The following is a 23,333-nucleotide window of genomic DNA, read 5'->3' as shown; positions in this document are numbered from 1 at the left end:
GGGCGGGTCCCGCCGCCGCGGGGGGTGTCCGGGGCGGGTTCTTCGCGCCGAGTCCGGTGGAGGGGCCGCCCGTGCTGTGCTGAGGAGGGCGCCGGGGGTCGCGGAAGCGGCCCGCACCGGTGGGTCGGCCGGGCTCGGCCGGTCGGGGCCGGCGGGGGTCTCAGACCGGCTGCGGGATGGCGGCCCGGCGGTAGCGTTCGGCGACGGCGTGGGCGATGGCCCGGTCCGGGCACAGCGGCGCGGCGACCACGTCGGCACCGCTGTTCGCGAGGCGGTCGTGGAACAGGCCCGGGGCCAGCAGCCAGGCGGCCGCGCAGACCCGTGCGTGGCCCTGGGCGCGCAGGCGGGCGACCTGTTCGGCGACGGTGGGTCGGCCGGTGGCGATGTAGCCCAGGGACACGGGGGTGTCCAGGCGTCGGGCCAGGGCCCGGGCGCTCTCGCCCAGTTCGGCGCGGGCGCGTTCGTCGGAGGTCCCGGCGCAGGCCAGGACGACGGCGTCGCCGGGTTGGTGGCCGGCGGTGCGCAGGCGCCGGTGGGCGGTGTCGACCACGGCGGGGTGGGCGCCCAGGGCGGGGGTGAGTACGGCGTCGGCGCGGCCCGCCGCGGCGAGCTGGTGCGGGATGTCGGTGCGCACGTGGTAGCCGCTGGCCAGGAAGGCGGGCACGACCACGATCGGGCCGGGGACGCGGGCGGCCACGTCGCCGACGGTGGGGGTGAGCACGTCGGCGAAGGCCAGGTGGGTGGGTTGGCGGGTGATCTCCTCCACGCGCAGGGCCAGGGAGTGGGCCACGGCGGTGCCGTGCGGGTCGCGGGTGCCGTGGACGGCGAGGATGAGGGCGGGCTGTCGGTTCATGGCGCGGTGGTGCAGTCGGGGGTGTCCAGGGCCAGGCGGTAGCCGCGTTTGACGACCGTCTGGATGATGCGCGGGTCGCCCAGGCCGGTGCGCAGGCGGGCCACGGCGGTCTCCACGGCGTGGGCGTCGGCGTCCTCGCCCAGGCAGGTGAGCAGGTGGGCGCGGTCGCGGACCTGGCCGGGGCGGCGGGCGAGTTCGCGCATGAGCCGCATGAGGGTGGGTGAGAGGGTGTGGACGGTGCCGTCGACCAGGACGGCGTGGCCGCGCAGGCGCAGCCGGTGTCCGGCCACGTCCAGGGTGGGGAACCGGTTGGGCAGTTCCTCGGTGAGTTTGCGGACCTGGGCGCCGATGCGGGCGCGCCCGGGCCACACGGTGGGGATGTCCTGGGCCATGAGGGGGCGGGCGGTGACGGGGCCCACGCACATGGCCAGGACGTCGCCGCGCAGGGCCGAGACGAGGGCGTCGGCGCGGCCGTTGGCGCGGGCGCGGGCCAGGAGGCCGGCGGCGGCGGGGGCGCTGGTGAAGGTGACGGCGTCCACTCCCCCGGCGGTGACGGTCTCGATGAGGCGGTCCAGGGGGGCGGTGTCCTCGGGTTGGGTCCAGCGGTAGACGGGGACCTCGACGACGTCGGCTCCGGCCAGGCGCAGGGCGGCGGTGAAGTCGGGCAGGGGTTCGCCGTGCAGTTGGATGGCCACGCGCAGTCCCTGGACGCCGGTGGAGAGCAGGTAGTCCAGGACCTCGGCGGAGGACTCGGAGGGGGGTGACCACTCCTCGTTGAGGCCCGCGGCGCGGATGGCGCCCTTGGCCTTGGGGCCGCGGGCGAGCAGGCGTGAGGCGCGCATGGAGGCCAGGAGGGGTTCGGCGGTGCCCCAGGTCTCGCAGGCCTCGACCCAGCCGCGGAAGCCGATGCCGGTGGTGGCCACGACGACGTCGGCGGGGTGGCGGGTGAGTTCGGCGGAGACGGCGGCCAGGCGTTGGTCGTCGCTGAGGGGGACGATGCGCAGGGCGGGGGCGGCCAGGACCTCGGCGCCCTTGCGGCGCAGCATGGCGGAGAGTTCGTCGGCGCGGCGGGCGGCGGTGACGGCCACGGTGAACCCTGCCAGGGGCGCGGTGGTGGCGTGGGTGGGCGGTGCGTGTTCGGACGGCGGCGGGGCCGTCTGTTCCCGGTTCAGGGTGGTCACGGTGTTCCCTCGGTCGCGCTGGTGTTGATCTGGACGGTGTCGCCGTCGATGCGGACGGGCCAGGTGGTCAGGCGGATGTCGGGGTCGTCCAGGCTGTGTCCGGTGCTCAGGGAGAAGACGTGCTTGAGCATGGGTGAGGCGACGGTGGGGCGGCCGTCGCGGTCGCCGACGATGCCGCGGGAGATGACGGCGGCCCGGGTGTAGGGGTCGATGTTGTCCACGGCGTACAGGTGGCCGTCGTGGGTGCGGAACAGGGCGGCCTGGCGGCCGTCGGGCAGCAGGACGGCGACGCCGTCCTCGGGGTGCAGGCGGTGGGTGGGGCAGGCGTTGATCCAGGTGCCGGTGTGGGTGGCGGTGCTCATCTGGTGGCCTCCTGCGGGCGGGGGGTGGGCATGCCGAGGTTGAGGGGCGTGCCGGGGACGGGTTGTTCGCGGGTGGTGGTGAAGTTGATGGTCGGGTCGGGGGTGTCGGGGGCGTTGGTGAAGGACACGAACCGGGCGAGCTTGTCGGGGTCGGCCAGGACGTCGGCCCACTCGTCGGAGTAGGTGGCCACGTGGCGTTGCATGGCCTCCTCCAGTTCGGTGGCGATGCCCAGGGAGTCGTGGACGACGACGTCGCGCAGGTGGTCCAGTCCGCCGTCCATGGCCTCGATCCAGGGGGCGGTGCGCTGGAGGCGGTCGGCGGTGCGGATGTAGAACATCAGGAACCGGTCGATGTAGCGGATGAGGGTGTCCTCGTCCAGGTCGGCGGCGAGCAGTTCGGCGTGGCGGGGGGTGAAGCCGCCGTTGCCGCCCACGTACAGGTTCCAGCCGTTCTCGGTGGCGATGACGCCGAAGTCCTTGCCGCGGGCCTCGGCGCACTCGCGGGCGCATCCGGAGACGGCGGACTTGAGCTTGTGGGGTGAGCGCAGGCCCCGGTAGCGCTCCTCCAGGCGGATGGCCAGGCCGACCGAGTCCTGGACGCCGTAGCGGCACCAGGTGGTGCCCACGCAGGACTTGACGGTGCGCAGGGCCTTGCCGTAGGCGTGCCCGGACTCGAATCCGGCCTGGACCAGGCGGGACCAGATGGCGGGCAGCTGTTCGAGGCGGGCGCCGAACAGGTCGATGCGCTGGCCGCCGGTGATCTTGGTGTAGAGGTTGAAGTCGCGGGCGACCTCGCCGATGACGATGAGCTTGTCGGGGGTGATCTCGCCGCCGGGGATGCGCGGGACGACCGAGTAGGTGCCGTTGCGCTGCATGTTGGCCAGGTACCGGTCGTTGGTGTCCTGGAGGGTGGCCTGTTCTCCGTGGAGGATGTGGCCGTTGCCCAGGGAGGCGAGGATGGAGGCGACGGCGGGCTTGCAGATGTCGCAGCCGCGTCCGGTTCCGTGCCGTTCGATGAGGGCGGAGAACGTGGTGGTGCCGGTGGCGCGCACGATCTCGACCAGTGCGGCGCGCGACTGGGCGAAGTGTTCGCACAGGGCGTTGGACTGTTCGATGCCGGCCTGGTCCAGGAGCTGCTTGAGCATGGGCACGCACGAGCCGCAGCTGGTTCCGGCGCGGGTGCAGGCCTTCAGGGCGGGCACGTCGGTGGAGCCGGAGCCGATGGCGTCGCCGATGGTGCCCTTGGTGACGGCGTTGCAGGAGCAGATCTGGGCGTCGTCGGGCAGGGCGTCGGCGCCCACGGACGCGCCGCCGTCGGGGGTGATCAGGGCCAGGGGGTCGCCGGGCAGGGGGGAGCCGACCAGGGGGCGCAGGGTGGCGTAGGCGGAGGCGTCGCCGACCAGGACGCCGCCGAGCAGGGTGGTGGCGTCGTCGGAGACCACGAGCTTGGCGTAGCGGCCGCTGGCGGCGTCGTTGACGACGACGTCCAGGGCGCCGTCGGCGCGGCCGTGGGCGTCGCCGAAGCTGGCCACGTCCACGCCCATGAGCTTGAGCTTGGTGGAGGTGTCGGCACCGGTGAAGGTGGCGTCGCCGCCCACGAGCCGGTCGGCCACGACCTCGGCCATGGCGTTGCCGGGGGCGATGAGTCCGTAGACGGTGCCGCGGTGGTTGGCGGCCTCGCCGATGGCCATGATGTGGGCGTCGCTGGTGGTGCAGGTGTCGTCGATGGCGATGCCGCCGCGTTCGCCCAGGTCCAGGCCGCTGGCGCGGGCCAGGTCGTCGCGGGGCCGGATACCGACGGAGAAGACGACCAGGTCGGTGTCCAGGTGGCCGCCCTCGGACAGGGTCAGGCGGGCGGCGCGGCCGTCGTCTCCGGGTTCGATGCCGGTGGTGGCGGTGCCGGTGTGCACGGTCACGCCCAGGTCGGTGACCAGGTTCTTGAGCAGGGCGCCGGCGCCCTCGTCGATCTGGGCGGGCATCAGGTGCGGGGCGAGTTCGACCACGTGCGCCTTCAGGCCGAGCAGGCGCAGGGCGTTGGCCGCCTCCAGGCCGAGGAGTCCGCCGCCGATGACGACGCCGGTACGGGCGTTCTCGGCGGAGGCGGTGATGGCGTCCAGGTCCTCGATGGTGCGGTAGACGTGGCAGCCGGGCAGGTCGTGGCCGGGGATGGGGGGCACGAAGGGGGTGGATCCGGTGGCCAGCACGAGGCGGTCGTAGGGCAGGGTGCGGCCCGAGGAGGTGGTGACGGTGCGGGCGGCGCGGTCGATGCCGGTGGCGCGTTCGCTGACGTGGATGTCGGTGGCCGGGCCGGCGGGGTCGCCCAGGGACAGGTCCGCGGCGGTGGCGCCGTCGAAGTAGGAGGAGAGGGCGACGCGGTCGTAGGCGGTGCGGGGTTCCTCTCCCACGACGGTGGTGTGCCAGTGGCGGGCGGTGTCGCGGTCGCGCAGGGCCTCGATGAGTCTGTGGCCGACCATGCCGTTGCCGATGACGACGAGTTCTTCCATGGGTGTTCGGCTCCTCCTGGCTGCGGGGCGGTGGTGTTTCAGGCAACCCGGGGGGTGTTTCCCTGCGGTCAGGTGGTTGTGACGGCGATGTTTCGATGTGCTGTCATCGCAGGTGAGAAATGCGTGATCGGGGTGCTCCCCCGTGGGAGGGAGGCGGTTCACCCCTGGCGGGGAGGCTGCGGGGGGTGCCGGTCGCGAGGGTGGGGGTGTCGAAGCACCGTTCCCCTCGTGAAGGAGCAGGGCCATGGCCACTCCCCCGACCGCGCGTTCCGTCCCGCCCTCCGGAGAGGGGGTGCGTGCGCCGGTGGCGCCCTGGGCGGTGTTGGCCTGGTCGGCGGTGGCCGTCGCCCTGGGGATGGGGTGGTGGTCGGGTGTGCTGCCCCGGGGGGTGCCCGCGGAAGGGGGGTTCGGGTCGCTGTTCTCGGGTCGGGGCCTGGGGGTGGCCTCGGCGGCGATGGTCGGGTGCGGGCTGGTCGGGCTGGTGTGCTCGGTGCTGTTGCTGCGCCGTGGCGGTGCGGGTGGGCGGGTCGCCGGGGCGGGCGCCTGGCTGATGGCGGTCGGGGTCCTGCTGGTGTTCGTCGACGGGTCGCTGCTGGCCTGGATGGGGTACACGATGATCGTGCCGGTGGCGGGGTGGTTCGTGCCCGGGCTGCCCTGGACCTACGTGTCCGCGACCCTGGAGCCCGTGCAGTTGACGTTGCTGTTCTGCGCTCTTGGCGTGGTCCTGTGGGGGTGGGCGGGGCTCACCCACCGCAGGGTGGTGCACGGGGCGTGCCAGCGTTGCGGGCGCGACGGGCACTGGAGTCCGCGGGCGGAGCGCGACCTGCGGGCGCGGGCGCTGCGGGTGGGCCGGTGGTCCGTGGCGGTGGGCGTGGTTCTGGCGCTGCTCTACCCGGCGCTGCGGTTCCTGTGGCTGTTCGGTGTGGCCCTGGACTTCAGTGAACAGGACACCGGGCGGTTGCTCTCGGACCCCTCCATCATGGTCGTGGGTCTGTCGCTGGGTTCGGCCGGGGCGGTCGGCGCGGTGCTCATGCTGGGCCTGGTGCAGCGGTGGGGTGTGCGGTTCCCGTGGTGGATGGCGGGGTTGGCCGGGCGGCGGGTTCCGGTGGCGTTGGCGGTGGTGCCCGCGAGCCTGGTGACGGTGGCCCTGGTGGCGATGGGGCGCAGCACCCTGGTGCAGTTGGGGACCGTGGCCGAGGGGGCCACACCCATCACCGAGCCGGTGCACGCGGTGGTGTTCACGTTGATGGGTGCGTGGGGTGCGGCGCTGGGGGTGGCCACGGCGGCCTACGCGGTGCGGCGGCGCGCCGGGTGCGGTGGGTGCGGTCGGGGTCTGCCGGAGGCCGAACCGGTGCGGACCTGACCCCGGGCGCGGTCGGGGTTGGGCTGGTCGGGCTCCGGGGCGGCCGCGGCGGCGGGATGGTGTCCCAGGCCCGGGAGGCGGCCCCGGCTCCCCTCGGGGCCGGGGCCCGGGCGTGTCAGCGGAGGGGCATGTCGACCTCGCCGAACGCGTCGGCGTGCAAGGGCGTCTCGGTGACGTCCGGGGACGGTGCGGATGCGGATGGTGAACTCCACGCGCCGGTTGCGCGCGCGGGCCTGCTCGTCGTCGGGCCCGCCCTCGGGGGCCAGCGGGTCGGCGCTGCCGCGCCCCTGGGCGGTGAGGGTGAACTCCGCGCCGAGTTCCTCCCGCAGCAGGGCGCGCGGCCTCGGCGCGTTCCCGGGACAGGTGCTGGTTGTAGGCGTCCGACCCGCGGCCGTCGGTGTGGCCGACGATGCTGGTCTGCCCGGCCCGGGGGCCGGTGTCGGCGCGCGGGGTGCGGGCGAAGCGGGCGGCCTCGGCGGTGGGTTCGGGGGCGGGGGTGAACTCGTCCACGCGGGCGCGGGTGGGGCCGTGGTCGGTGGGGTTCACGCGGGGGCGCAACAGGCGGCGGACCCTCCCCCGCCGTGGGGAAGGGTCCGCCTGTGGGGGGTGGGGATCAGGACAGGGTGACCGTCTTGGTGATCGAGCCGGTGGCACCGGTGTCGTCGGTGACGGTCAGGGTGATGGTGTAGGTGCCCGGGCCGTCGTAGAAGTGCCAGGTGGTCTCGCCGGTACCGGTGGTGCCGTCGCCGAAGTCCCAGCTGTAGGAGACGATCGGGGCGTCACCGGCGGCGGAGCCGGAGCCGTCCAGGCTGCAGTAGTACCACCAGGTGTAGCAGGACCCGGTGAAGTCGGCGGTCGGAGCGGTGTGGTCGGGGGCGCCCACCGTGACCTCGACGGTGTCGGAGTTGGTGGCCCCGGCGTCGTCGGTGACGGTCAGCGTGACGGTGTAGGTGCCCTCGCTGGCGTAGGTGTGGGAGGCGGTGGCGCCGGTGTCGGTGGCGCCGTCGCCGAAGTCCCACGCGTAGTCGGTGATCTGCCCGGCGGACCCGGACCCGTCGAAGGAGCAGGTCAGGGTGGCGTCGTCGCAGGACTGGGAGATGTCGGCCACGGGGCCGTCGGGCGGGGTGGTGCTGCCGTCACCGGGGAAGACGGCGGGGTCGCCCACGTCCAGCAGCGGCTCCTGGACGCCGTCGCCGGAGGTGTCGTTCCAGTCGTAGTTACCGGCGCCGGTCAGCGTCTGGTACAGGGCCATGACGCCGGCGCGGTCGGTGGGCTTGGCCGATCCGGTGGCCAGCAGGGCCAGGCCGCCCGCGGCGTGCGGGGAGGCCATGGAGGTGCCGCTGATGGTGTTGTAGCCGCCGCCGGGCCAGGTGGAGGTGATGCAGGAGCCGGGCGCGGCGATGTCGATCACGTCACCGTAGTTGGAGAAGGTCGACAGGGTGTCGTCGGAGTCGCCGCGGCAGCTCAGGGTGCCGCCGTTGCCTCCGGGCTGGCCGTCGGAGTCGGCCATGGAGGAGACGGTGAGCACGTCGGGGTGGTTGGCGGGGAAGAAGTTCGCACCGTCGACCCCGTCGTTGCCCGCGGCCACGGCCCAGGCCACACCCGCGTCGACGGCGTTGGTGATGGCCTGGCTCAGGGCCTGGTCGGTACAACCGTTGCAGCCCAGGCTCATGTTGGCCACGGCGACCTGGTCGGCGTTGGCGGTGACGTAGTCCACGCCCGCCGCGATACCGGCCAGGGTGCCGCTGCCGCCCGAGCTCAGGACCTGGACGTTCCAGATGTCGGCGCCGGGGGCCATGCCGACGACGCCCTGGTTGTTGTCGATGGCGGCGATGCTGCCGGCGACGTGCGTGCCGTGGCCGTTGCCGTCACTGGCGGTGTTGGACTGGCAGGAGCCGCTGGTGCAGTCCACGGAGTTGACGACGTTGAGGTCGGGGTGGGACCCGTCGACACCGGTGTCCAGGACGGCGACGGCCACGTCGGGGACGTAGTCGGGCTGCCCGTTGATGTCCAGGTTGGGGTTGTCGGGGGCGAAGGTGCGGGAGATGCCGGTGGGGGTCTCCTGCTCGAAGGCCTCGACGACCTGGTCCTCCTGGACGTAGGCGACGTCGGGGTCCTCGAGCAGGTCGGCGGCGTCGGCCGCGGTCATCTCGGCGGCGTACCCGGTCAGGGCGTGCTCGTAGACGCCCTGGGGGTGGTCGCCGTTGCGGTCGGCGACCTCCTCCGGGTTGGCGCTGTCGTCCAGGACGACGATGTAGGTGCGTTCGGTGGGATCGGACAGATCCAGGAACGCGGGGGTCTCGGGGTCGGCTGCGGCCGGTGACGCCGCCAGGAGCGGCAGCATCACGGCGGCCGCTACCACGGCACCGATCTTGCGCATGTGGGGGAACCCTTCGGTGGAGGGATGCAGGGATGCGTGGGTCGGGTGGCCACCCATGTGTCATGGTGTGTGGCTCGGCGTGGTCGAACAATACGTAGTTGCTACGTAGTTCTGTGTGTCGGGCGGGACTACGTAGGGGTGGGTGATGGGGGGTCGGCCAGGTCGCGCCGCGAGCGCAGACCGAGTTTGGCCAGCGCGTTGGCCACATGGGTCTCCACCGTGCGCGGTGACAGGTGCAGCAGCGAGGCGATCTCCCGGTTGGTGCGCCCCTGGGCGGCCAGTGTCGCGATCTCGCTCTCGCGCGGTGACAGCCGCTGGTCCCTGCGCCCGCGTCCGGTGCCGGGGGCGGCGACCACCCCCTGGGCGCGCAGCGCGCGGCGTACCCGTGCGGCGTCCCAGGCCGCCCCCAGTTCGGTGTACTCGTCCAGGGCCGAGCGCAGGCCGGTCACTCCCGGGGAGGTGTCGTCCTGGTGGTCGGCCCGGGACAGGTGGGCGTGCGCGGCGGCCTCGCGGGCCTGGGCGGCGTCGTAGGGCCGCTCCATGGCCCGGTAGGCGCGCTCGGCCTCGCCGTGCAGGCGCAGGGCCCGGTCGTGGTGGCCGCGGTGGTGGGCGATGGCGCCCTCGAACCGGGTCAGGGCGGCCTGGGCCGCGGGGGCGTGGGTGCCGTGCAGTCCGGCGCGGAAGCGGGTGCACAGGTCGCGGGCGACGGCGGAGCGGCCGGTGACCAGCAGCGCCTCCATGCCGGGGACCAGTTCGGCGGCCCACACCCAGATGCCCTTGCTGGCCACCAGGGAGACCAGGCCGTCGACGTGCTCCCAGGCGGCGGCGTGGTCGCCCTGGGCGGTGGCCAGGCGGGCCAGGAGGCCGGCGGCCAGGGCGCGCACGGGCACGGTGTAGTCGGGAACGGGGCGCGCGGTGTCCTCGGGGTCGGGTTGGACGCGGGCCAGGTGGGTCTGGGCGGTGGCGGGGTCGCCCTGGGCCAGGGCCAGTCCCGCACGGATGACGGTCAGTTCGGCGGTGACCGAGTGCAGGTGGGCCAGGCGCGGGGAACGCAGGTTGCGTTCGGTCTCCTCGGCCAGGCCGGACCAGTGGCCGCGCACCCAGTCCAGCAGCAGGCGCAGGGTGTGGGCGCTCTCGTGCACGTAGGGGGCGTCGGCGGCCACCGACCAGCTGGTGGCGTCGTCCAGGTGGTGGTCGGCGCGGTCGTAGCGGCCGAGCATGACGGCGGCGTCGGCGAGGTTGAGGGAGCCGCGGGCGAACTCGCGGCGGCGCGCCAGGGTGTCCGGGGTGGGGTGGGTGTGGGCGGAACCGGGGTCGGGCAGGGTGATCTTCCAGGCGCCGGGGTCGCCGATCTGGGCCAGGAGGGTGGCGTGGTTGACCGCGACGATCTGGTTGACGGCGGGGTCGTGGCTGCGGTCGGCGGCGGCCACGGCCTGTTCCATCCACCGGCGGTGGGTGTCGACCGAGTCGGAGGTGTCGCGGGGTACGGCGAGCGCGCACATGGCGCGGGCGGCCAGGTCGGGGCGGGTGGACAGTTCGGCGGTGGCGCGCACGAGTTCACCGCGGGCGGTGCGGCCCCGGGCTGCCTGGTTGAGCAGGAGCAGCCCCAGTTCCATCCGGAGTTCGCCGCGTTCGGCGGTGCTGAGGCCGGGGGTGGTGAGCGCGTCGCGCAGCAGGGCGATGGTGTGTTCGGCGCTGATGCCGGTCAGGGCGGCGCGGCCGAGTTTGAGGGTGAGTTCGCAGCGGCGGCGCGGGGGCAGGCTGCGGCGGGTCAGGGCGTCGCGCAGCAGGGTGACGGCGGTGGTGTCCTCCCCCTGGGCCAGGGCGAGGTCGGCGGCGTGTTCGGCGTGGTTGGTCCAGGCGTCCAGGAGCCCGGCCTCGCGGGCGTGGTGGGCCAGCCGGGCGTGGTCGGGGTCGGGGGCCTGGGTCAGTGCGTCGAGGGCGGCGCGGTGCAGGCGGCGGCGCTTGTCGCGGGGCAGCGCGGTGTAGCAGACCTGGCGCAGGAGCGGGGTGGCGATGGTCAGGGTCGCCGGGTCGGTGGTGTGCAGCAGGCCGCGGCGGCAGGCACGGGCCAGGGCCTTCTCGGCGCGGTGCGGGGGCAGGCCGGCCACGTGGGCCAGACGGGTCTCACTGGAGGGGGTGTCCAGGACGGCGGCGGCGCGCAGGAGTCGGCGGGTGTCGCGGTCCAGGGCGCGCAGGCGGTGGATCCACCAGTCGCGCAGGGCAGCGGGGACGGGGGGCCGGGTGGGGACGGCGGGTTCGGTGGGGGTGAGGGTGGCCAGGTGGCGCAGGGTTTCGACGGCGGCCAGGGGTTGGCCACCGGTCCAGGCGTGCAGGCGGTGGGCGTCCTGGGGGGTGAGGGGGGTGGGGGTGGCGAGTTCGCGGGCGAGGGTGCGCAGGTCCTCGGGGGTGAGCGGGTCGAGGGTGAGTTCGTCGTGGGCGGTGGTGGCCGGGGCGAGCGCGGCCAGGGCGGCCACGGGGAAGGACCGGGGCAGTTCCTCGGGCCGGTAGGTCAGGACGAGGGAGAGGGTGGGGGGCAGTCGGGGGGTGAGGTAGTGCAGGAGGTCGCGGGTGGTCTGGTCGATCCACTGCACGTCCTCCACCACCAGGACGGCCGGTCCCAGGGCGCCGAGGAGTTCGGTGAAGGCGCGGTAGGCGCGGTGTTGGTCGTCGGCGGGGCTGGCCGCGGGCGGTAGGGGGTCGGGCAGGCGGTCGCCGTGCTCGGGCATGAGGGCGTGCAGGGCGCCGCACAACGGGCTGAGGCCGTCGGGGATGGGGGCGTCGCGCAGGGCTTCGATGACGGGGGCGAGGGGGAACGGTTCGGCCCGGGGCGGGCAGTGGCCGGTCAGGACCGTCGTGTCCGTGGCCTCGTGGAGTTCCTGGACCAGTCGGGTCTTTCCCGAACCGGCGGACCCGGCCACGAGGACGAGGTGTCCGGGGTCTGCCGCGGTGCGCAACTGCCGTCGTTCCCGGGCGCGTCCGACGAGCGGGGGGGAGCACACCTACCGAACGGTATAGCGACATGCCGCCGAGGAAAAGGGGGTGGTGTCATACGGATCCGGTGCGCTGGGCGGTGGAAGTGGACAGTCTGCCAACCTGTGCGGGGGTGCCCACCTGGGCTGGGGGTGGTGGTCCGGGGTGCGGGTGGATAGTCTGCGCGCGGAACGCGGGCGTGCGGCGGGAGGGCGGGGCGTGGTGCAGACGGTGATCGTGGTCGTGTCGGTGTTGTCGGTGGTGTTGACCGGACTGTTCGCCGGGCTGTTCCTCGCGTTCTCGGTGGCGGTGATGCCGGGGTTGCGGCGTGCGGGTGACCGGTCGATGGTCGAGACCATGCAGGGCGTCAACGTCGCCATCCTCAATCCGTTGTTCGCCCTGGTCTTCATGGGTGCCCCGGTGGGGGCGCTGGCGACGGCGGTGCTGTACGCCGTGGCCGGGGCGTGGGCGGCGGCCGGGTGGGGCGCGGTCGCGGCGGCGTCGCTGGCGGCGGTCCTGGCGGTGACGTTCACGGCCAACATCCCCAGGAACGACGCGCTGGAGGAGGCGGGTCCGGCCGCGGACATCGCCGACCCGGCGGCGGTGCGGGCCGCGTTCGAGGCGGGCTGGGTGCGGTGGAACCACGTGCGCAGCTGGCTGTCGGCGGTGGCGCTGGTGTGCGCGGCTGTGGCCCTGGCGGTGGGGTAGCCCGCGGCGGTGGAGTGCCGGACGTCCGGCGCGGCGGCCGGGCCGGTCAGGGGCACCGGTCCGGGTCAACGCGGTGTGTGGGGTGCGGGCGTCTCGTCCTGCCGCGCGCGGGCGGACCGCAGGAGCGGTAGCGGGGCCGCAAGGAGGGCCAGCCCGGCGATCGCGACGGCCGCGCGCAGGCTCGTGACCGAGGCCAGCAGGCCCCACAGGCAGGTCAGGGCGGCGACGGTGGCCTTGCCCGACACCGACCACGCGGTCAGGGTGCGGGTGAGCCGGTCGGCGGGGATCTGTTCGAGCCGGTGGGTGGCGTAGACGGGGTTGAACACGCCCGTGCACGTCATCAGGGCGCACTGGACGGCGATGACGAACACGAGTCCGCCCGTGCCGGACGGGGTGAGGGCCAGGGCCACCGGCCAGCACACCCGCAGTGTCCCGGAGGTGAGCAGTACCGCGCGCTGACCGAACCGCGCGACGAGCGGGGGTGCCAGCCGCGCGCCGACCAGTGCGCCGACGCAGGGCAGCGCGAAGGCCAGACCGTACTGCCAGGGCGCGAAGGCCAGGTGGTCGAGCATGAGCACGGCCAGCAGCGGTGACGTCGCCATGATCAGCGCGTTGACCAGGATCGTGTGCAGGAACAGGGGGCGCAGCCCCGGGTGGGTCAGCAGGTACCGCCACCCCTCGGACACCTCGCGCCAGCCCGGCCGCGCGGGGTAACGGTGGCGGGCGGGCGTCTCCTCGGCGGCCCTGACCGCTCCGATCCCCAGCGCCGAGAGCAGGTGGCTGACCGCGTCGGCCGCCACGGTCAGCACCGGGCCGAACAACCCGACCGCGACCCCGCCCAGCGGTGGGCCGACGACGGTGGCGGCCCAGGTGGTCGACTCCAACCGGCTGTTGGCCGTCAGCAGGTGCTCCGGGCGTACGAGGGCCTTCAGGTACGCTCCCCCGGCCGCCCGGAAGGTGATGTCGGCGGCGGCGACCACGACGGACACGGCCACCAGGTGGAGGTAGCTCAGCCAGCCGAGCCAGAAGGCGACCGGGACGCTGGCCAGCGCTCCGAACCGGGCCAGGTCCGCCGCGACCAGCACCGGACGTTTGCGGTGGACCTCCACCCACGGGCCGAGCGGAACGGCCGCCAGCGCGCCCACCGTCAGCCCCGCCGCCGCCAGCAGCGACACGCGGGTCGGACCGGCGTCCAGTACGAGGATCGCGATGAGCGGGAAGGCGCCGAACGCGAGCCAGGTGCCGGACGCGCTCATCGCGTGGGCCGCCCACAGCCATCCGAACGGCCCGCCCAGTCTGGTCCGCATACCCGGTGCCTCCCGTACGGCTCGACCGATGGTGGACAACGTGTGGTTGTCGACGACCATCCAAGAGGGTCGGTGAAACGGCTGGCAAACAACGAACGGTGCTCTCCGGTACAACCCGGAGTTGTGTTCCTAGGATGATGGTGTGAACCTCGACTCCGTACGCACCTTCGTCACCGTCGCCGACACCGGGCAGTTCCAGGCGGCCGCCGCCGACCTGGCGGTCACCCAGCAGGCCGTCTCCAAGCGCGTGTCCGCCCTGGAGAGGACCCTGGGGGTGCGGCTGTTCACCAGGGACGGGCGCGGCGCCGACCTCACCATCGACGGGCAGGCGTTCCTGCCGCACGCCCGCGCGCTGCTGCGGGCCCAGGAGCGGGCCCTGGCGTCGGTGCGGCCCGGTCACCGCCCGCTGCGCCTGGACGTGATCGGTCGCCGCCTGGCCCCGGCCGACCTGCTGCGCGACTTCCACCGCGCCCACGAGAGCGTCGAACTCGACGTCGTGACGCTCTTCGACGCCGACGCGGCCGTGGCCGCCGTCCGCTCCGGAACGGTCGACGCCTCCTTCCGCGCGCTGCCCCCGTCCCACGCGCGGCTGCCCGAGGGGGTCGTGTCGGCGCGTGTGCTGGACGAGCCCCTCCAACTCCTGGCCGGACCCGGCCACGTGTTCGCCCGCGCCCGGTCGGTCACCCCCGTCCAGCTCGCCGGACACCGGCTCTGGATGCCGGGCCTGGTGTCGGGAACCGAGTGGGCCGCCTACTACGACGCCCTCGCGGCCGCGTTCGGCCTCACCATCGAGGTGACGGGGCCCGACTTCGGCACCGAGCCGCTCCTGGACATGGTCGCCGATTCCCCGTCGCTGGCGACCCTGGTGGGTGGGCGCACGCGTCTGGTCTGGCCCGCCGACGCGGGGCTGCGCCGGGTGGACCTGCGCGACCCCACACCCGTGTACCCGCACTGCCTGCTCTGGCGCCTCGACAACCCGCACCCCGACCTGGTCGCGTTGCGCGACCACCTCGGGTCCGCGCGCCCCTCGCCGGGCGCCGCCGGGACGTGGACGCCGTCCTGGGCGCGCGGGGCTCTGTCCACGGCGGGGCCGGATGGGCGACAATCGCGGCCATGAGTGGACTGAACAAGCGTGCGGACATGTTCCTGGACCCCCGGGACGACCCCCGTGTGGACGGGCCGCGGTTGGGCGACGAACGCGCCACCCTGATGGGGTTCCTTCGCGACCAACGGCTGACGTTGGAGATCAAGTGCGAGGGGTTGGACGCCGGGCAACTGGCGCGCAGGGCGGTGGAACCCTCGACGATGTCGCTGCTGGGGCTGGTGCGTCACATGGCGGAGGTGGAGCGGACCTGGTTCCGGCGGCGGCTGTCGGGACTGGACGTGCCGATGCTGTTCTGCACCCCCGGGGACCCCGACGCCGAGTTCGACGGGGCGGTCGCCGAACCGGAGGTGGTCGAGCAGGCCTGGCGGCTCTGGCGCGAGGAGGTGGCCTTCACCGACGGCTTCGTGGCCCGCACGGCGTCACTGGGCCAGACCTTCGAGATCGACCGGCACGGAACCATGTCGCTGCGTGAGGTGCTGGTGCACATGGTGGAGGAGTACGCGCGCCACAACGGTCACGCCGACCTGCTGCGTGAGCGCATCGACGGCCGACTCGGCCAGTAGCGGGCGCGCGGACCCGGACCGCGCGCCCGCGCCTGGGGGCCCGGCCGTGTGCGCCCGCCGCCATGGCCTCGCGGCGGGCGCCCGCACCGGGGTCAGCCCACGCCGGCGGCGTCGGTGCCGGCGAGCCCGGACAGCAGGGCGTTGACGTCGCGCACACACCCGCCGCACCCGGTGGTGGCGCGGGTGGTGTCGGCGATGGCCTCGCGGGTGCGGGCCCCGTCCAGCCACGCCTGTTCGATGGTCTCGCGCGTGACGGCGTTGCACCGGCACACCAGCGTCTGCTGGCCGGTGTCGGACCCGGCTTCGGGGGCGGCCGTGGGCAGCCCCTGGACCAGGGCGAGCCGGTCGGCGGGTACGGGGGCGCCGCTGTCGAAGAGCTGGGACAGGGTGGCGGCGGCCTCGGGGAAGCCCAGCAGGACGGCGCCGACCACGCGCTCGTCGCTGACCACGAGCTTGGCGTAGCGGCCCCCGTGCGGGTCGCTGACGGTCACCGTCTCCAGTCCCTCGGTGTCCTCGTCGTCGTGGACGCGGCCGAACGCGGTCAGTTCGATGCCCTCGGCCTTGAGCCGGGTCAGCGGGCTGGAGCCGGTGTAGGCGGCGTGCGGTGCGGCACCGGTGAGCCGCCTGGCGAGGACGGAGGCCTGCTCCCACCCGGGTTGGACCAGCCCGGCGCCGCCGCGGGGGTGCTGGGCGCAGTCGCCGATGGCGTGCACGCGCGCGTCGGAGGTGGTCAGGGTGTCGTCGACCAGGACGCCGTGTTCGACCTCGATCCCGGCGTCCTTGGCCAGTTCGGTGTTGCCGCGCACCCCGGCGGTGACCACCAGGGCGTCGCCGGGCAGGACGCGGCCGTCGTCCAGTTCCAGGCCGGTGCCGGGCACCCAGCGGGAGGCGACCCGCCAGGAGTGCACGGTGACGCCGAGGGCGGCGTACTGGTCGGCGAGGATGCGGGCGGCGGGCTTGTCGATCTGGCGGCGCATGATCCAGGGCGAGGACTCCACGACCGACACGCGCATGCCGCGTCCGACCAGTCCGCGGGCGGCCTCCAGGCCCAGCACGCCGCCGCCCAGGACGACCACGGGCGCGCCGGGGCGGGCCAGGGACAGCACGCGTCGGCAGTCGGCCAGGTCGCGCAGGGCGGTGACCCCCTCCCCCGGGCGGCCGTCGGGGGCGGCCACGCCGGTGATGGGCGGGAAGGCGGCGCGGGCGCCGGTGGCCAGGACGAGTTCGTCGTAGGACAGGTGGGTGCCGTCGTCCAGGGTGAGGCGGCGGCGCTCGGTGTCCAGGGCGGTGGCGGCCACCCCGGTGCGGACGGTGACGCCCGGGGTGTCGGGGACGGGCAGGCGGATCTGGTCGGGGGTGTAGGAGCCCGCGACCACGCCGGAGAGCAGGACGCGGTTGTAGGCGGCCTGGTCCTCCTCACCGACCACGGTGACGTGGACGCGTTCTCCCTCGGGATCCAGGCGGGCGACCTCCTCGGCGAAGCGGGCGCCGACCATCCCGTTGCCGACGACCACGATCTGACGCGGGGGCGGTCCCTGCGTGGTGCTCATCTGCGGCCTCCTGGTGGTGGTGTGGGTTCCCGGGCGGCGTCGGCCGGGGTGGGCGGGTGGTGTGGTCACGGGCCGGGTTCGGGGTCCAGGCGCACGGCGCTGACCTTGAACTCGGGCATGCGGCTGGCCGGGTCCAGCGCGGGGTTGGTGAGGTTGTTGGCGGCCTGGTCGCCGGCGAAGTGGAAGGGCACGAACACGGTGTCCAGGCGTGCGGTGGGGGTGAGGCGCACGCGGGCGCGGGTGTGGCCGCGGCGGGAGGTGAGGCGGGCCCAGTCGCCGTGGGCGAGTCCGGCGCGGGCGGCGGTGTCGGGGTGGACCTCGACGTAGGCCTCGGGTTCGGCGCCGGTGAGTTCGGGGACGCGGCGGGTCTGGGCTCCGGACTGGTAGTGGCCCATGAGCCGCCCGGTGGTGGCGATGAGCGGGTAGTCCTCGTCGGGGGTCTCGGCGGGCGGGCGGTGCGCGACGGGGATGAGGCGGGCGCGGCCGTCGGGGTGGGCGAAGGAGTCCAGGAACAGGCGCGGGGTGGGCGCGGTGTCGGCGCGCACGGGCCAGTAGAGGGCCTCGCCGTCGGCCAGGCGGTCGGGGGTGGCGCCGGAGTAGTCGGCGGTTCCCCCGGCGGAGGCGTGGCCGAGTTCGGCCAGGACGGTGTCGGGGTCGGTGGGGAAGCGTTCGGCGGGCTGTCCCAGGCGGGTGGCCAGGTCGGCCAGGACCTCCAGGTCGGTGCGCACGCCCTCGGGGGGTTCGGCGGCCTTGGCGCGGCGCAGGATGCGGCCTTCCAGGTTGGTCATGGTGCCCGACTCCTCGGCCCACTGGGCGACGGGCAGGACGACGTCGGCCATGGCGGCGGTGTCGGACAGGACGAAGTCGGCGGCCACGAGCAGGTCGAGGGAGGCCAGGCGGTCGCGGACGCGGTCGGCGTCGGGGGCGGAGACGACGGGGTTGGAACCGAACAGGAGCATGGCGCGCGGTCCGCCGTCGGTGCCCAGGGCGTCGAGGAGTTCGAAGGCGCTGCGGCCGGGGCCGGGCAGGACGCCGGGGTCCACGCCCCACACGGAGGCGACGTGTTCGCGGGCGGCGGGGTCGTCGATCCGGCGGTAGCCGGGAAGCTGGTCGGCCTTCTGGCCGTGTTCGCGCCCGCCCTGGCCGTTGCCCTGGCCGGTGATGCACCCGTAGCCGGAGCCGCGGCGGCCGGGCAGGCCCAGGGCCAGGGAGAGGTTGATCCAGGCCGAGACGGTGTCGGTGCCCTTGGCGTGCTGTTCGGTGCCGCGGCCGGTGAGTACGTAGGCGGACCGGTTGCGGGCGGCCCGGCCGAGCAGGTCGGCGGCGTGGCGGAGCTGGGCTGCGGGGACGCCGGTGACCTGCTCGGTGCGTTCGGGCCACCAGGCGGCGGCGTGCCGCCAGGCCTCGTCGAAGCCGTGGGTGCGGGCGGTCAGGTAGTCGGTGTCGGTCCAGCCCTGGACGTGGACGGCGTGCAGCAGGCCCAGGGCCAGGGCCAGGTCGGTTCCGGGGCGGGGGGCCAGGTGCACTCCCCCGTTGTCGAGGGCGACGCGGGCGGTGCCCGACCGGCGCGGGTCGATCACGATGAGCGTGGGCGCGGACAGGTGCCCCATCATCGGCGGCATGGTCTCGGCGGGGTTGGCGCCCGCCAGGAGGACCACCTCGGCCCCGGCCACGTCGGTGAGGGGGAAGGGCATGCCCCGGTCCAGGCCGAAGGCCTTGTTGCCGCCGGCCGCGGCCGAGGACATGCAGAACCGGCCGTTGTAGTCGATCTGTGAGGTGCCCAGCGCCAGTCGGGCGAACTTGCCCAGGGTGTAGGACTTCTCGTTGGTGAGTCCGCCGCTGCCGAACACCGCGACCGTGTCGGGGCCGGACTCGGTGCGCAGCGCGCCCAGGCGCGCGGCGACGAAGTCCAGCGCCGTGTCCCAGTCCACCTCGGTGAACTCCGCGTCCCTGTCCTTGCGCAGCAGGGGCCGGGTGAGGCGGTCGGGGACGGTGAGGACCTCGGTGGAGGTCCAGCCCTTGCGGCACAGCCCGCCCCGGTTGGTGGGGAAGGCCGCCGGACGGGCGGTCAGGCGGCCGTCCGGTCCGGTGTCCAGGTGCATGGCGCACTGGAGCGCGCAGTAGGGGCAGTGGGTCGTGGTGCTCTGGCGTTGGGTCATCGTGCGACGGTCTCCGTGGTGCCGGTGGCCTGGGTCTGGGCGGTGTGCGTGGTGGTGGGTGTGCGCATGTAGACGGCGTAGGTGACGACGGCGCAGACAGCGTAGAAGACCAGGAAGGCGATGAGTCCGGGGGCGGCCGACCCGGTGGCGCGGAAGGACTCGCGGAAGACGAGGTTGATCGCGACGCCGCCGAAGGCTCCCATGGCGCCGATGAGGCCGAGCATGGAGCTGGCGATGCGCTTGTTGTAGGAGTGGGCCTCTGCGGCCGGGGTGCCCGCGGAGATGGCGCTCTGGGCCTTGGCGGCGTAGAGGGACGGGATCATCTTGTAGACGGAGCCGTTGCCGATGCCGGTGAGGACGAAGACGACGGCGAAGACGCCGATGAACAGGGCCAGGTTGTCGATCTGGATGGAGGCGACGGCCAGGCCGGTGGCGATCACCATCGCGATGAAGTTCCAGAAGGTGACGCGGGCGCCGCCGAGGCGGTCGGCCATCTTTCCGCCGACGGGGCGGATGAGGGAGCCGATGGCGGGACCGAGGAAGGTGACGGAGGCCGCCTGGAGGGGCTCGAGGCCGAACTGGTTCTGCAGGAGCAGACCGAAGGCGAACCCGAAGCCGATGAAGGAGCCGAACGTGCCGATGTAGAGGAAGGACATGATCCAGAAGTGCCGGTCACGGGTGGCGGCGATCTGGGCGGACACGTCGGTGCGGGCGCTGGTGAGGTTGTTCATGCTCCGGAGGGCGACCACGATCGCCAGCAGGATGAACGGGGCGTAGAACAGCGGGACCAGGTGTCCGGAGGCGGCGGTGAACAGGGCGATGACGGCCAGGCCGACGAGCTGGACGGTGGCCACCCCGATGTTGCCGCCGCCCGCGTTGAGGCCGAGCGCCCAGCCCTTCTCCTTCTCGGGGAAGTAGAAGTTGATGTTGGCCATCGAGGAGGAGAAGTTGCCGCCGCCCACGCCCGCGGTGGCGCCCAGGACCAGGAACAGCCAGTAGGGGGTGTCGGGGTTCTGGATCAGGTAGAACGCCAGCACCGTGGGGATGAGCAGCAGGGACGCGGAGATGATCGTCCAGTTGCGCCCGCCGAAGATCGGCACGGCCAGGGTGTAGGGCACGCGCAGGATCGCGCCGACCAGGGCGACGAGCGAGACGAGCAGGAACTTCTGTTCGGGGGCCCAGTCGAACCCGGCGGCGGGGGTCATGAACAGGGCGAGCACCGACCAGATGCTCCAGATGGAGAATCCGATGTGCTCGGACAGGATCGACGCCCACAGGTTGCGCTTGGCGATGGGTCGGCCGGTCTCCCGCCAGAAGGTGGGGTCCTCGGGCTCCCAGTGGGTGATCCAGGACCGTCCGGTCCGCTGGCTTGCTGAGCTGGTCTCGGGGGCCACGACCAGGCCTTCCTACTCGACGGTGATGACAAAACCGAAGGTAGGAAGCCTGCATTGCCTGGAGGTGTCGCGTCGTAACACGCGGGAAACAGTCGGCTCACCCGAGGGCCCCGACCTCGGTGAGAACCGCGTTCTCGCAGGTGGAGTGGGGTGCCTACGGAGTGGATGTGGTGTGTGACACTTTCGCTCGGCCGGTCGGCTCCGGGGCGCCGGTGCGGCGGATGCGGGTGGTGTCGGCCACGCCGCGGGCCGCCCTCCGGCACCAGGGTGGGCGAGATGCGCGCCATCACGGACCCTGGCGGATGCGGGGTCTTTTTTGGGGTCCGGAGCGAGCTGAGATGAGCTGGAACGGTTCCGATGCTCCAGATGTGCTCCGGACCGGTTCCCCGTGTGCTCCAGATCGCGAACGGGAGTGCCGCCTCCCAGGAGCGTCGGACCGTCCGCCAGCTGTTGCTGTGCCACAACCCCCTGACCACGTGGACTCTCGATCACGACCCCCACCAGCCGCCGCCCCGGCGCACACACGCCGGGACTGATGACCTGGCGGCCCTGGACCGTCAGGCGCTGCACGCGGTCCGTCGCACCGGTGGGGGTTGGGGCCTGGTCGTCCTCTGCCCGCACCCCGGCTTCCGCGGCCACGTGCGCGATCGGAGGTCCGGCGTCGATCCGCGGACACGAGCGCGGACGTCCTTCGAGGGTCAGCGGTGCGTCCCGACGCCCCCGGCTGGTGGCGTTCCTGGGCTCGCGGCTGTGTTCACCGGGAGCACCAGGATCCCAGGGCTCCCGCGTGAGCGGCTGTGCGCGGCGTCAGCGTGCGAACTTTTCGATGGCCGCCGGGGTGACGGGGGTGAAGAAGTTGACGAGGTTGCCGTCGGGGTCACGGAACAGCAGTGACCGGTTGCCCCAGGGCATCGTGGTGGGCTCGTTGACGAAGTCTGTGACGAAGCCGGTCAGGTTCTGGTGGACGCGGTCCACGTCGTCGACGAGGAACTCGGTGATCACGCTGTGGTTGTCCGCCGGGCGGGCAGAGTCCGGGGCGAACAGCGGGACGGTGCGGGTGCCGGCGATCGCGAGGGTGGCGCCTGTGGTCCTGAGTTCGGCGAAGTCCTTGGTGGCCCACGTCGCCCTCGCCCCTGTGGCTCGCTCGTAGAACTCGACGAGGCGTGCTACGTCGCTGGTGATGATGCGGATCGAGACGAAGTCCATGGGGATCTCCTTGGTTGTGACGGAGCCGTGCACGTCGCAGGCTAGGAGAAATAGTGGACAGAATCGGTCCTGTATGTGCGTTAGTCTGCGAACGTGCCTCGACCCACCGGCCGCGTGCTGACACTTCTGGAGCTGCTGCAGTCGGGCGGCATCCGGACGGTGGCCGAACTCGCCGACCGGCTCGGTGTCCAAGGGCGCACCGTACGGCGGTATGTGGACCAACTGATCGACCTGGGCGTGCCCGTGGAATCGGTGCGCGGCCGTCACGGCGGGTACCGACTCGCCCCCGGCTACCGCCTGCCTCCGCTCATGCTCAGTGACGACGAGGCGCTGGCCGTGCTGCTCGGCCTGGTCGCCGGCCGCCGAGCAGGGTTGACGACGACGGAGCGCACGGCGAGCGAGACGGCATCAGCGAAGATCCGGCGGGTACTGCCCAGGCGCATCGCCCGTCGCCTCGACACACTCCTGGAAGCTCTCGCCTTCACGGATCAGCCCGATGATCTCGACACCCCGGACGCCGAGGTCCTGCTCACCGTCGCCGGTGCGGTGCACCACCGCCAACCGGTCTCGATCCGCTACACCGACCGCGACGGGCGGCGCAGCGAACGCACGCTGCACGCGTACGGGATCGTCGCCCACGCGGGCCGGTGGTACGTCACGGGCAAGGACGCCCGGCTCGGCGCGGACCGAACCTTCCGGCTCGATCGCATCGCGAACGCGCGAACCCTGCCCGGCTCGTTCGAAGCGCCCGTGGGTCCCGATCCGGCACATCGCCTGTTGTCGGGCTTCGCCACGGCCGAGTACCGGCACGAGGTGACCTTGCGGATCCACGGGACAGTGGAGCAGATCCGCGCCCGACTTCCTGCCAGCGTCGCGAACCTGGAGGAGTGCGCGTCCGTGTCGGGCGAGGACCGGACGACCGAGCGCTGGCGGCGCGTCGAGCTGCGGGCGGAGCGGCTCGATTGGTTGCCTCCGGTACTCGCCTCACTCGACCGGCCGTTCGTCATCGAGCGTCCGGATGAACTGCGCGACCTCGTCACCGCGCTCGCCGATCGACTCGCCTCCTACGCCCGACAAGCCTGACCGCGACGCACCCATGTCGCGGGATGGCGCGCCTGGATGAGTCATTCCCCGCCGCGGACACCCGTGCCCCGGTTCCGGCCCTGGTCGACCACCCGCGACGGCGGCCCGCGCAGGCTGGCCGACTGGTGCGAAGGCAACGACCACCTCGCGACCGCCCGCACGTGGCACGTGCAAGCCGTCGACAGCGGCCACCCCGGCCACGCGCCCCTCGCGGTTCGGTCGGCACCAGGGCCGGCCGGGCGGGCGGGGAGGAACCAGCGGACGGTGACGCTCCCAGCGACGAAGGCTGGGAGCGTCACCGTGACCGGCTGTGACGCTCGGGGCGGGTGGCGGCCGTGGTCACCCGGATCACCGGTGGGGACCTTCCTCGCACCGTCCGTCGGGCGTCCTTGCGTGTGCCGGATGCCTGGCACGCGGGTGCGGTAGGTGACACTTCCGCCGCGGTGTCAGTCCCGAGCGTTGGACCGACGGGTACCGGAGGTGTTCATCGCCAGGCCCAGGACCAGGCCGACGGCGATGCCGATCGCGACGTTGCCCATGGCCACACCGATCGCGACGCCGACACCGAGTCCGAACGCCAGCCACATGCCCGAGGCGGCCCTGTTGGTGCACGGCTTCTTCATGGACGTCCCCTCCGTGTGT

At 73.4% G+C, this 23,333-nt stretch carries 17 protein-coding genes; 5 read left to right on the top strand and 12 right to left on the bottom strand.

Annotated features, from left to right (window positions below; all coding sequences use genetic code 11):
• Positions 1-160 precede the first annotated feature (160 nt).
• Genes ACTVAJ_RS04760 through nirB form a run of 4 tightly spaced genes read right to left on the bottom strand, consistent with a single transcriptional unit; the run spans position 161 to position 4,900 of the window.
• Positions 161-853: a sirohydrochlorin chelatase gene (locus ACTVAJ_RS04760; RefSeq protein ID WP_470386809.1), complete on the bottom strand. Its 693-nt coding sequence runs from the start codon at positions 851-853 to the stop codon at positions 161-163.
• On the bottom strand, positions 850-2,025 hold the full coding sequence (locus tag ACTVAJ_RS04755) for a uroporphyrinogen-III synthase (RefSeq protein WP_470386962.1): 1,176 nt from the start codon (positions 2,023-2,025) through the stop codon (positions 850-852). The genes ACTVAJ_RS04760 and ACTVAJ_RS04755 overlap by 4 nt, the downstream gene beginning before the upstream one ends.
• 5 nt (positions 2,026-2,030) lie before the next feature.
• Positions 2,031-2,396, bottom strand: coding sequence for a nitrite reductase small subunit NirD (gene nirD, locus ACTVAJ_RS04750; protein WP_470386808.1), 366 nt, complete (start codon positions 2,394-2,396; stop codon positions 2,031-2,033).
• On the bottom strand, positions 2,393-4,900 hold the full coding sequence (gene nirB / locus ACTVAJ_RS04745) for a nitrite reductase large subunit NirB (protein WP_470386807.1): 2,508 nt from the start codon (positions 4,898-4,900) through the stop codon (positions 2,393-2,395). The genes nirD and nirB overlap by 4 nt, the downstream gene beginning before the upstream one ends.
• 244 nt (positions 4,901-5,144) lie before the next feature.
• Here nirB and ACTVAJ_RS04740 point away from each other — a divergent pair, with 244 nt between their 5' ends.
• Entirely contained in the window at positions 5,145-6,263 is a 1,119-nt protein-coding gene (locus tag ACTVAJ_RS04740; RefSeq protein ID WP_470386806.1) for a hypothetical protein, read from the top strand.
• A gap of 613 nt (positions 6,264-6,876) precedes the next feature.
• Here the strand turns inward: ACTVAJ_RS04740 and ACTVAJ_RS04735 are convergent.
• Positions 6,877-8,643: a S8 family serine peptidase gene (locus ACTVAJ_RS04735; RefSeq protein WP_470386805.1), complete on the bottom strand. Its 1,767-nt coding sequence runs from the start codon at positions 8,641-8,643 to the stop codon at positions 6,877-6,879.
• A 128-nt stretch (positions 8,644-8,771) separates the two neighbouring features.
• Positions 8,772-11,645 carry a helix-turn-helix transcriptional regulator gene (locus tag ACTVAJ_RS04730; RefSeq protein WP_470386804.1) on the bottom strand — a complete coding sequence of 958 codons (2,874 nt, stop codon included), beginning with the start codon at positions 11,643-11,645 and terminating at the stop codon, positions 8,772-8,774.
• Positions 11,646-11,835: 190 nt separating this feature from the next.
• Here ACTVAJ_RS04730 and ACTVAJ_RS04725 point away from each other — a divergent pair, with 190 nt between their 5' ends.
• Positions 11,836-12,324 (top strand): anthrone oxygenase family protein, encoded by a 489-nt coding sequence (locus ACTVAJ_RS04725; protein ID WP_470386803.1) that lies wholly within the window; start codon positions 11,836-11,838, stop codon positions 12,322-12,324.
• Between the two features lie 65 nt (positions 12,325-12,389).
• Here ACTVAJ_RS04725 and ACTVAJ_RS04720 read toward each other — a convergent pair whose 3' ends face one another.
• Positions 12,390-13,631 (bottom strand): MFS transporter, encoded by a 1,242-nt coding sequence (locus tag ACTVAJ_RS04720; RefSeq protein WP_470386802.1) that lies wholly within the window; start codon positions 13,629-13,631, stop codon positions 12,390-12,392.
• Between the two features lie 142 nt (positions 13,632-13,773).
• Between ACTVAJ_RS04720 and ACTVAJ_RS04715 the strand changes: the two genes are divergently transcribed.
• A complete protein-coding gene (locus ACTVAJ_RS04715; protein WP_470386801.1) occupies positions 13,774-14,748 on the top strand; it encodes a LysR family transcriptional regulator in 975 nt (324 codons plus the stop codon).
• Positions 14,745-15,299 (top strand): DinB family protein, encoded by a 555-nt coding sequence (locus ACTVAJ_RS04710; RefSeq protein ID WP_470386800.1) that lies wholly within the window; start codon positions 14,745-14,747, stop codon positions 15,297-15,299. The genes ACTVAJ_RS04715 and ACTVAJ_RS04710 overlap by 4 nt, the downstream gene beginning before the upstream one ends.
• A gap of 92 nt (positions 15,300-15,391) precedes the next feature.
• On the opposite strand, the gene ACTVAJ_RS04705 is transcribed toward ACTVAJ_RS04710, so the two are convergent.
• The 4 genes from ACTVAJ_RS04705 to ACTVAJ_RS04690 form a co-directional block, all read right to left on the bottom strand.
• Positions 15,392-16,849 carry an FAD-dependent oxidoreductase gene (locus ACTVAJ_RS04705; RefSeq protein ID WP_470386799.1) on the bottom strand — a complete coding sequence of 486 codons (1,458 nt, stop codon included), beginning with the start codon at positions 16,847-16,849 and terminating at the stop codon, positions 15,392-15,394.
• Positions 16,850-16,914: 65 nt separating this feature from the next.
• Positions 16,915-19,008 (bottom strand): molybdopterin oxidoreductase family protein, encoded by a 2,094-nt coding sequence (locus ACTVAJ_RS04700; RefSeq protein ID WP_470386798.1) that lies wholly within the window; start codon positions 19,006-19,008, stop codon positions 16,915-16,917.
• Complete coding sequence (locus ACTVAJ_RS04695) at positions 19,005-20,402, bottom strand: MFS transporter (RefSeq protein WP_470386797.1); 1,398 nt, start codon at positions 20,400-20,402, stop codon at positions 19,005-19,007. The genes ACTVAJ_RS04700 and ACTVAJ_RS04695 overlap by 4 nt, the downstream gene beginning before the upstream one ends.
• Positions 20,403-21,209: 807 nt before the next feature.
• Positions 21,210-21,608 (bottom strand): VOC family protein, encoded by a 399-nt coding sequence (locus ACTVAJ_RS04690; RefSeq protein ID WP_470386796.1) that lies wholly within the window; start codon positions 21,606-21,608, stop codon positions 21,210-21,212.
• Positions 21,609-21,701: 93 nt separating this feature from the next.
• On the opposite strand from ACTVAJ_RS04690, the gene ACTVAJ_RS04685 reads away from it, so the two are divergent.
• Entirely contained in the window at positions 21,702-22,691 is a 990-nt protein-coding gene (locus tag ACTVAJ_RS04685; RefSeq protein ID WP_470386795.1) for a helix-turn-helix transcriptional regulator, read from the top strand.
• 446 nt (positions 22,692-23,137) lie between these two features.
• Here the strand turns inward: ACTVAJ_RS04685 and ACTVAJ_RS04680 are convergent, their stop codons facing one another.
• Complete coding sequence (locus tag ACTVAJ_RS04680) at positions 23,138-23,314, bottom strand: glycine zipper domain-containing protein (RefSeq protein ID WP_470386794.1); 177 nt, start codon at positions 23,312-23,314, stop codon at positions 23,138-23,140.
• Between the last annotated feature and the right edge of the window lie 19 nt (positions 23,315-23,333).

It is taken from the genome of Nocardiopsis sp. KDC1DS13DA1 (assembly GCF_055632325.1).
This window is presented reverse-complemented; position numbering and strand designations above follow the sequence as displayed.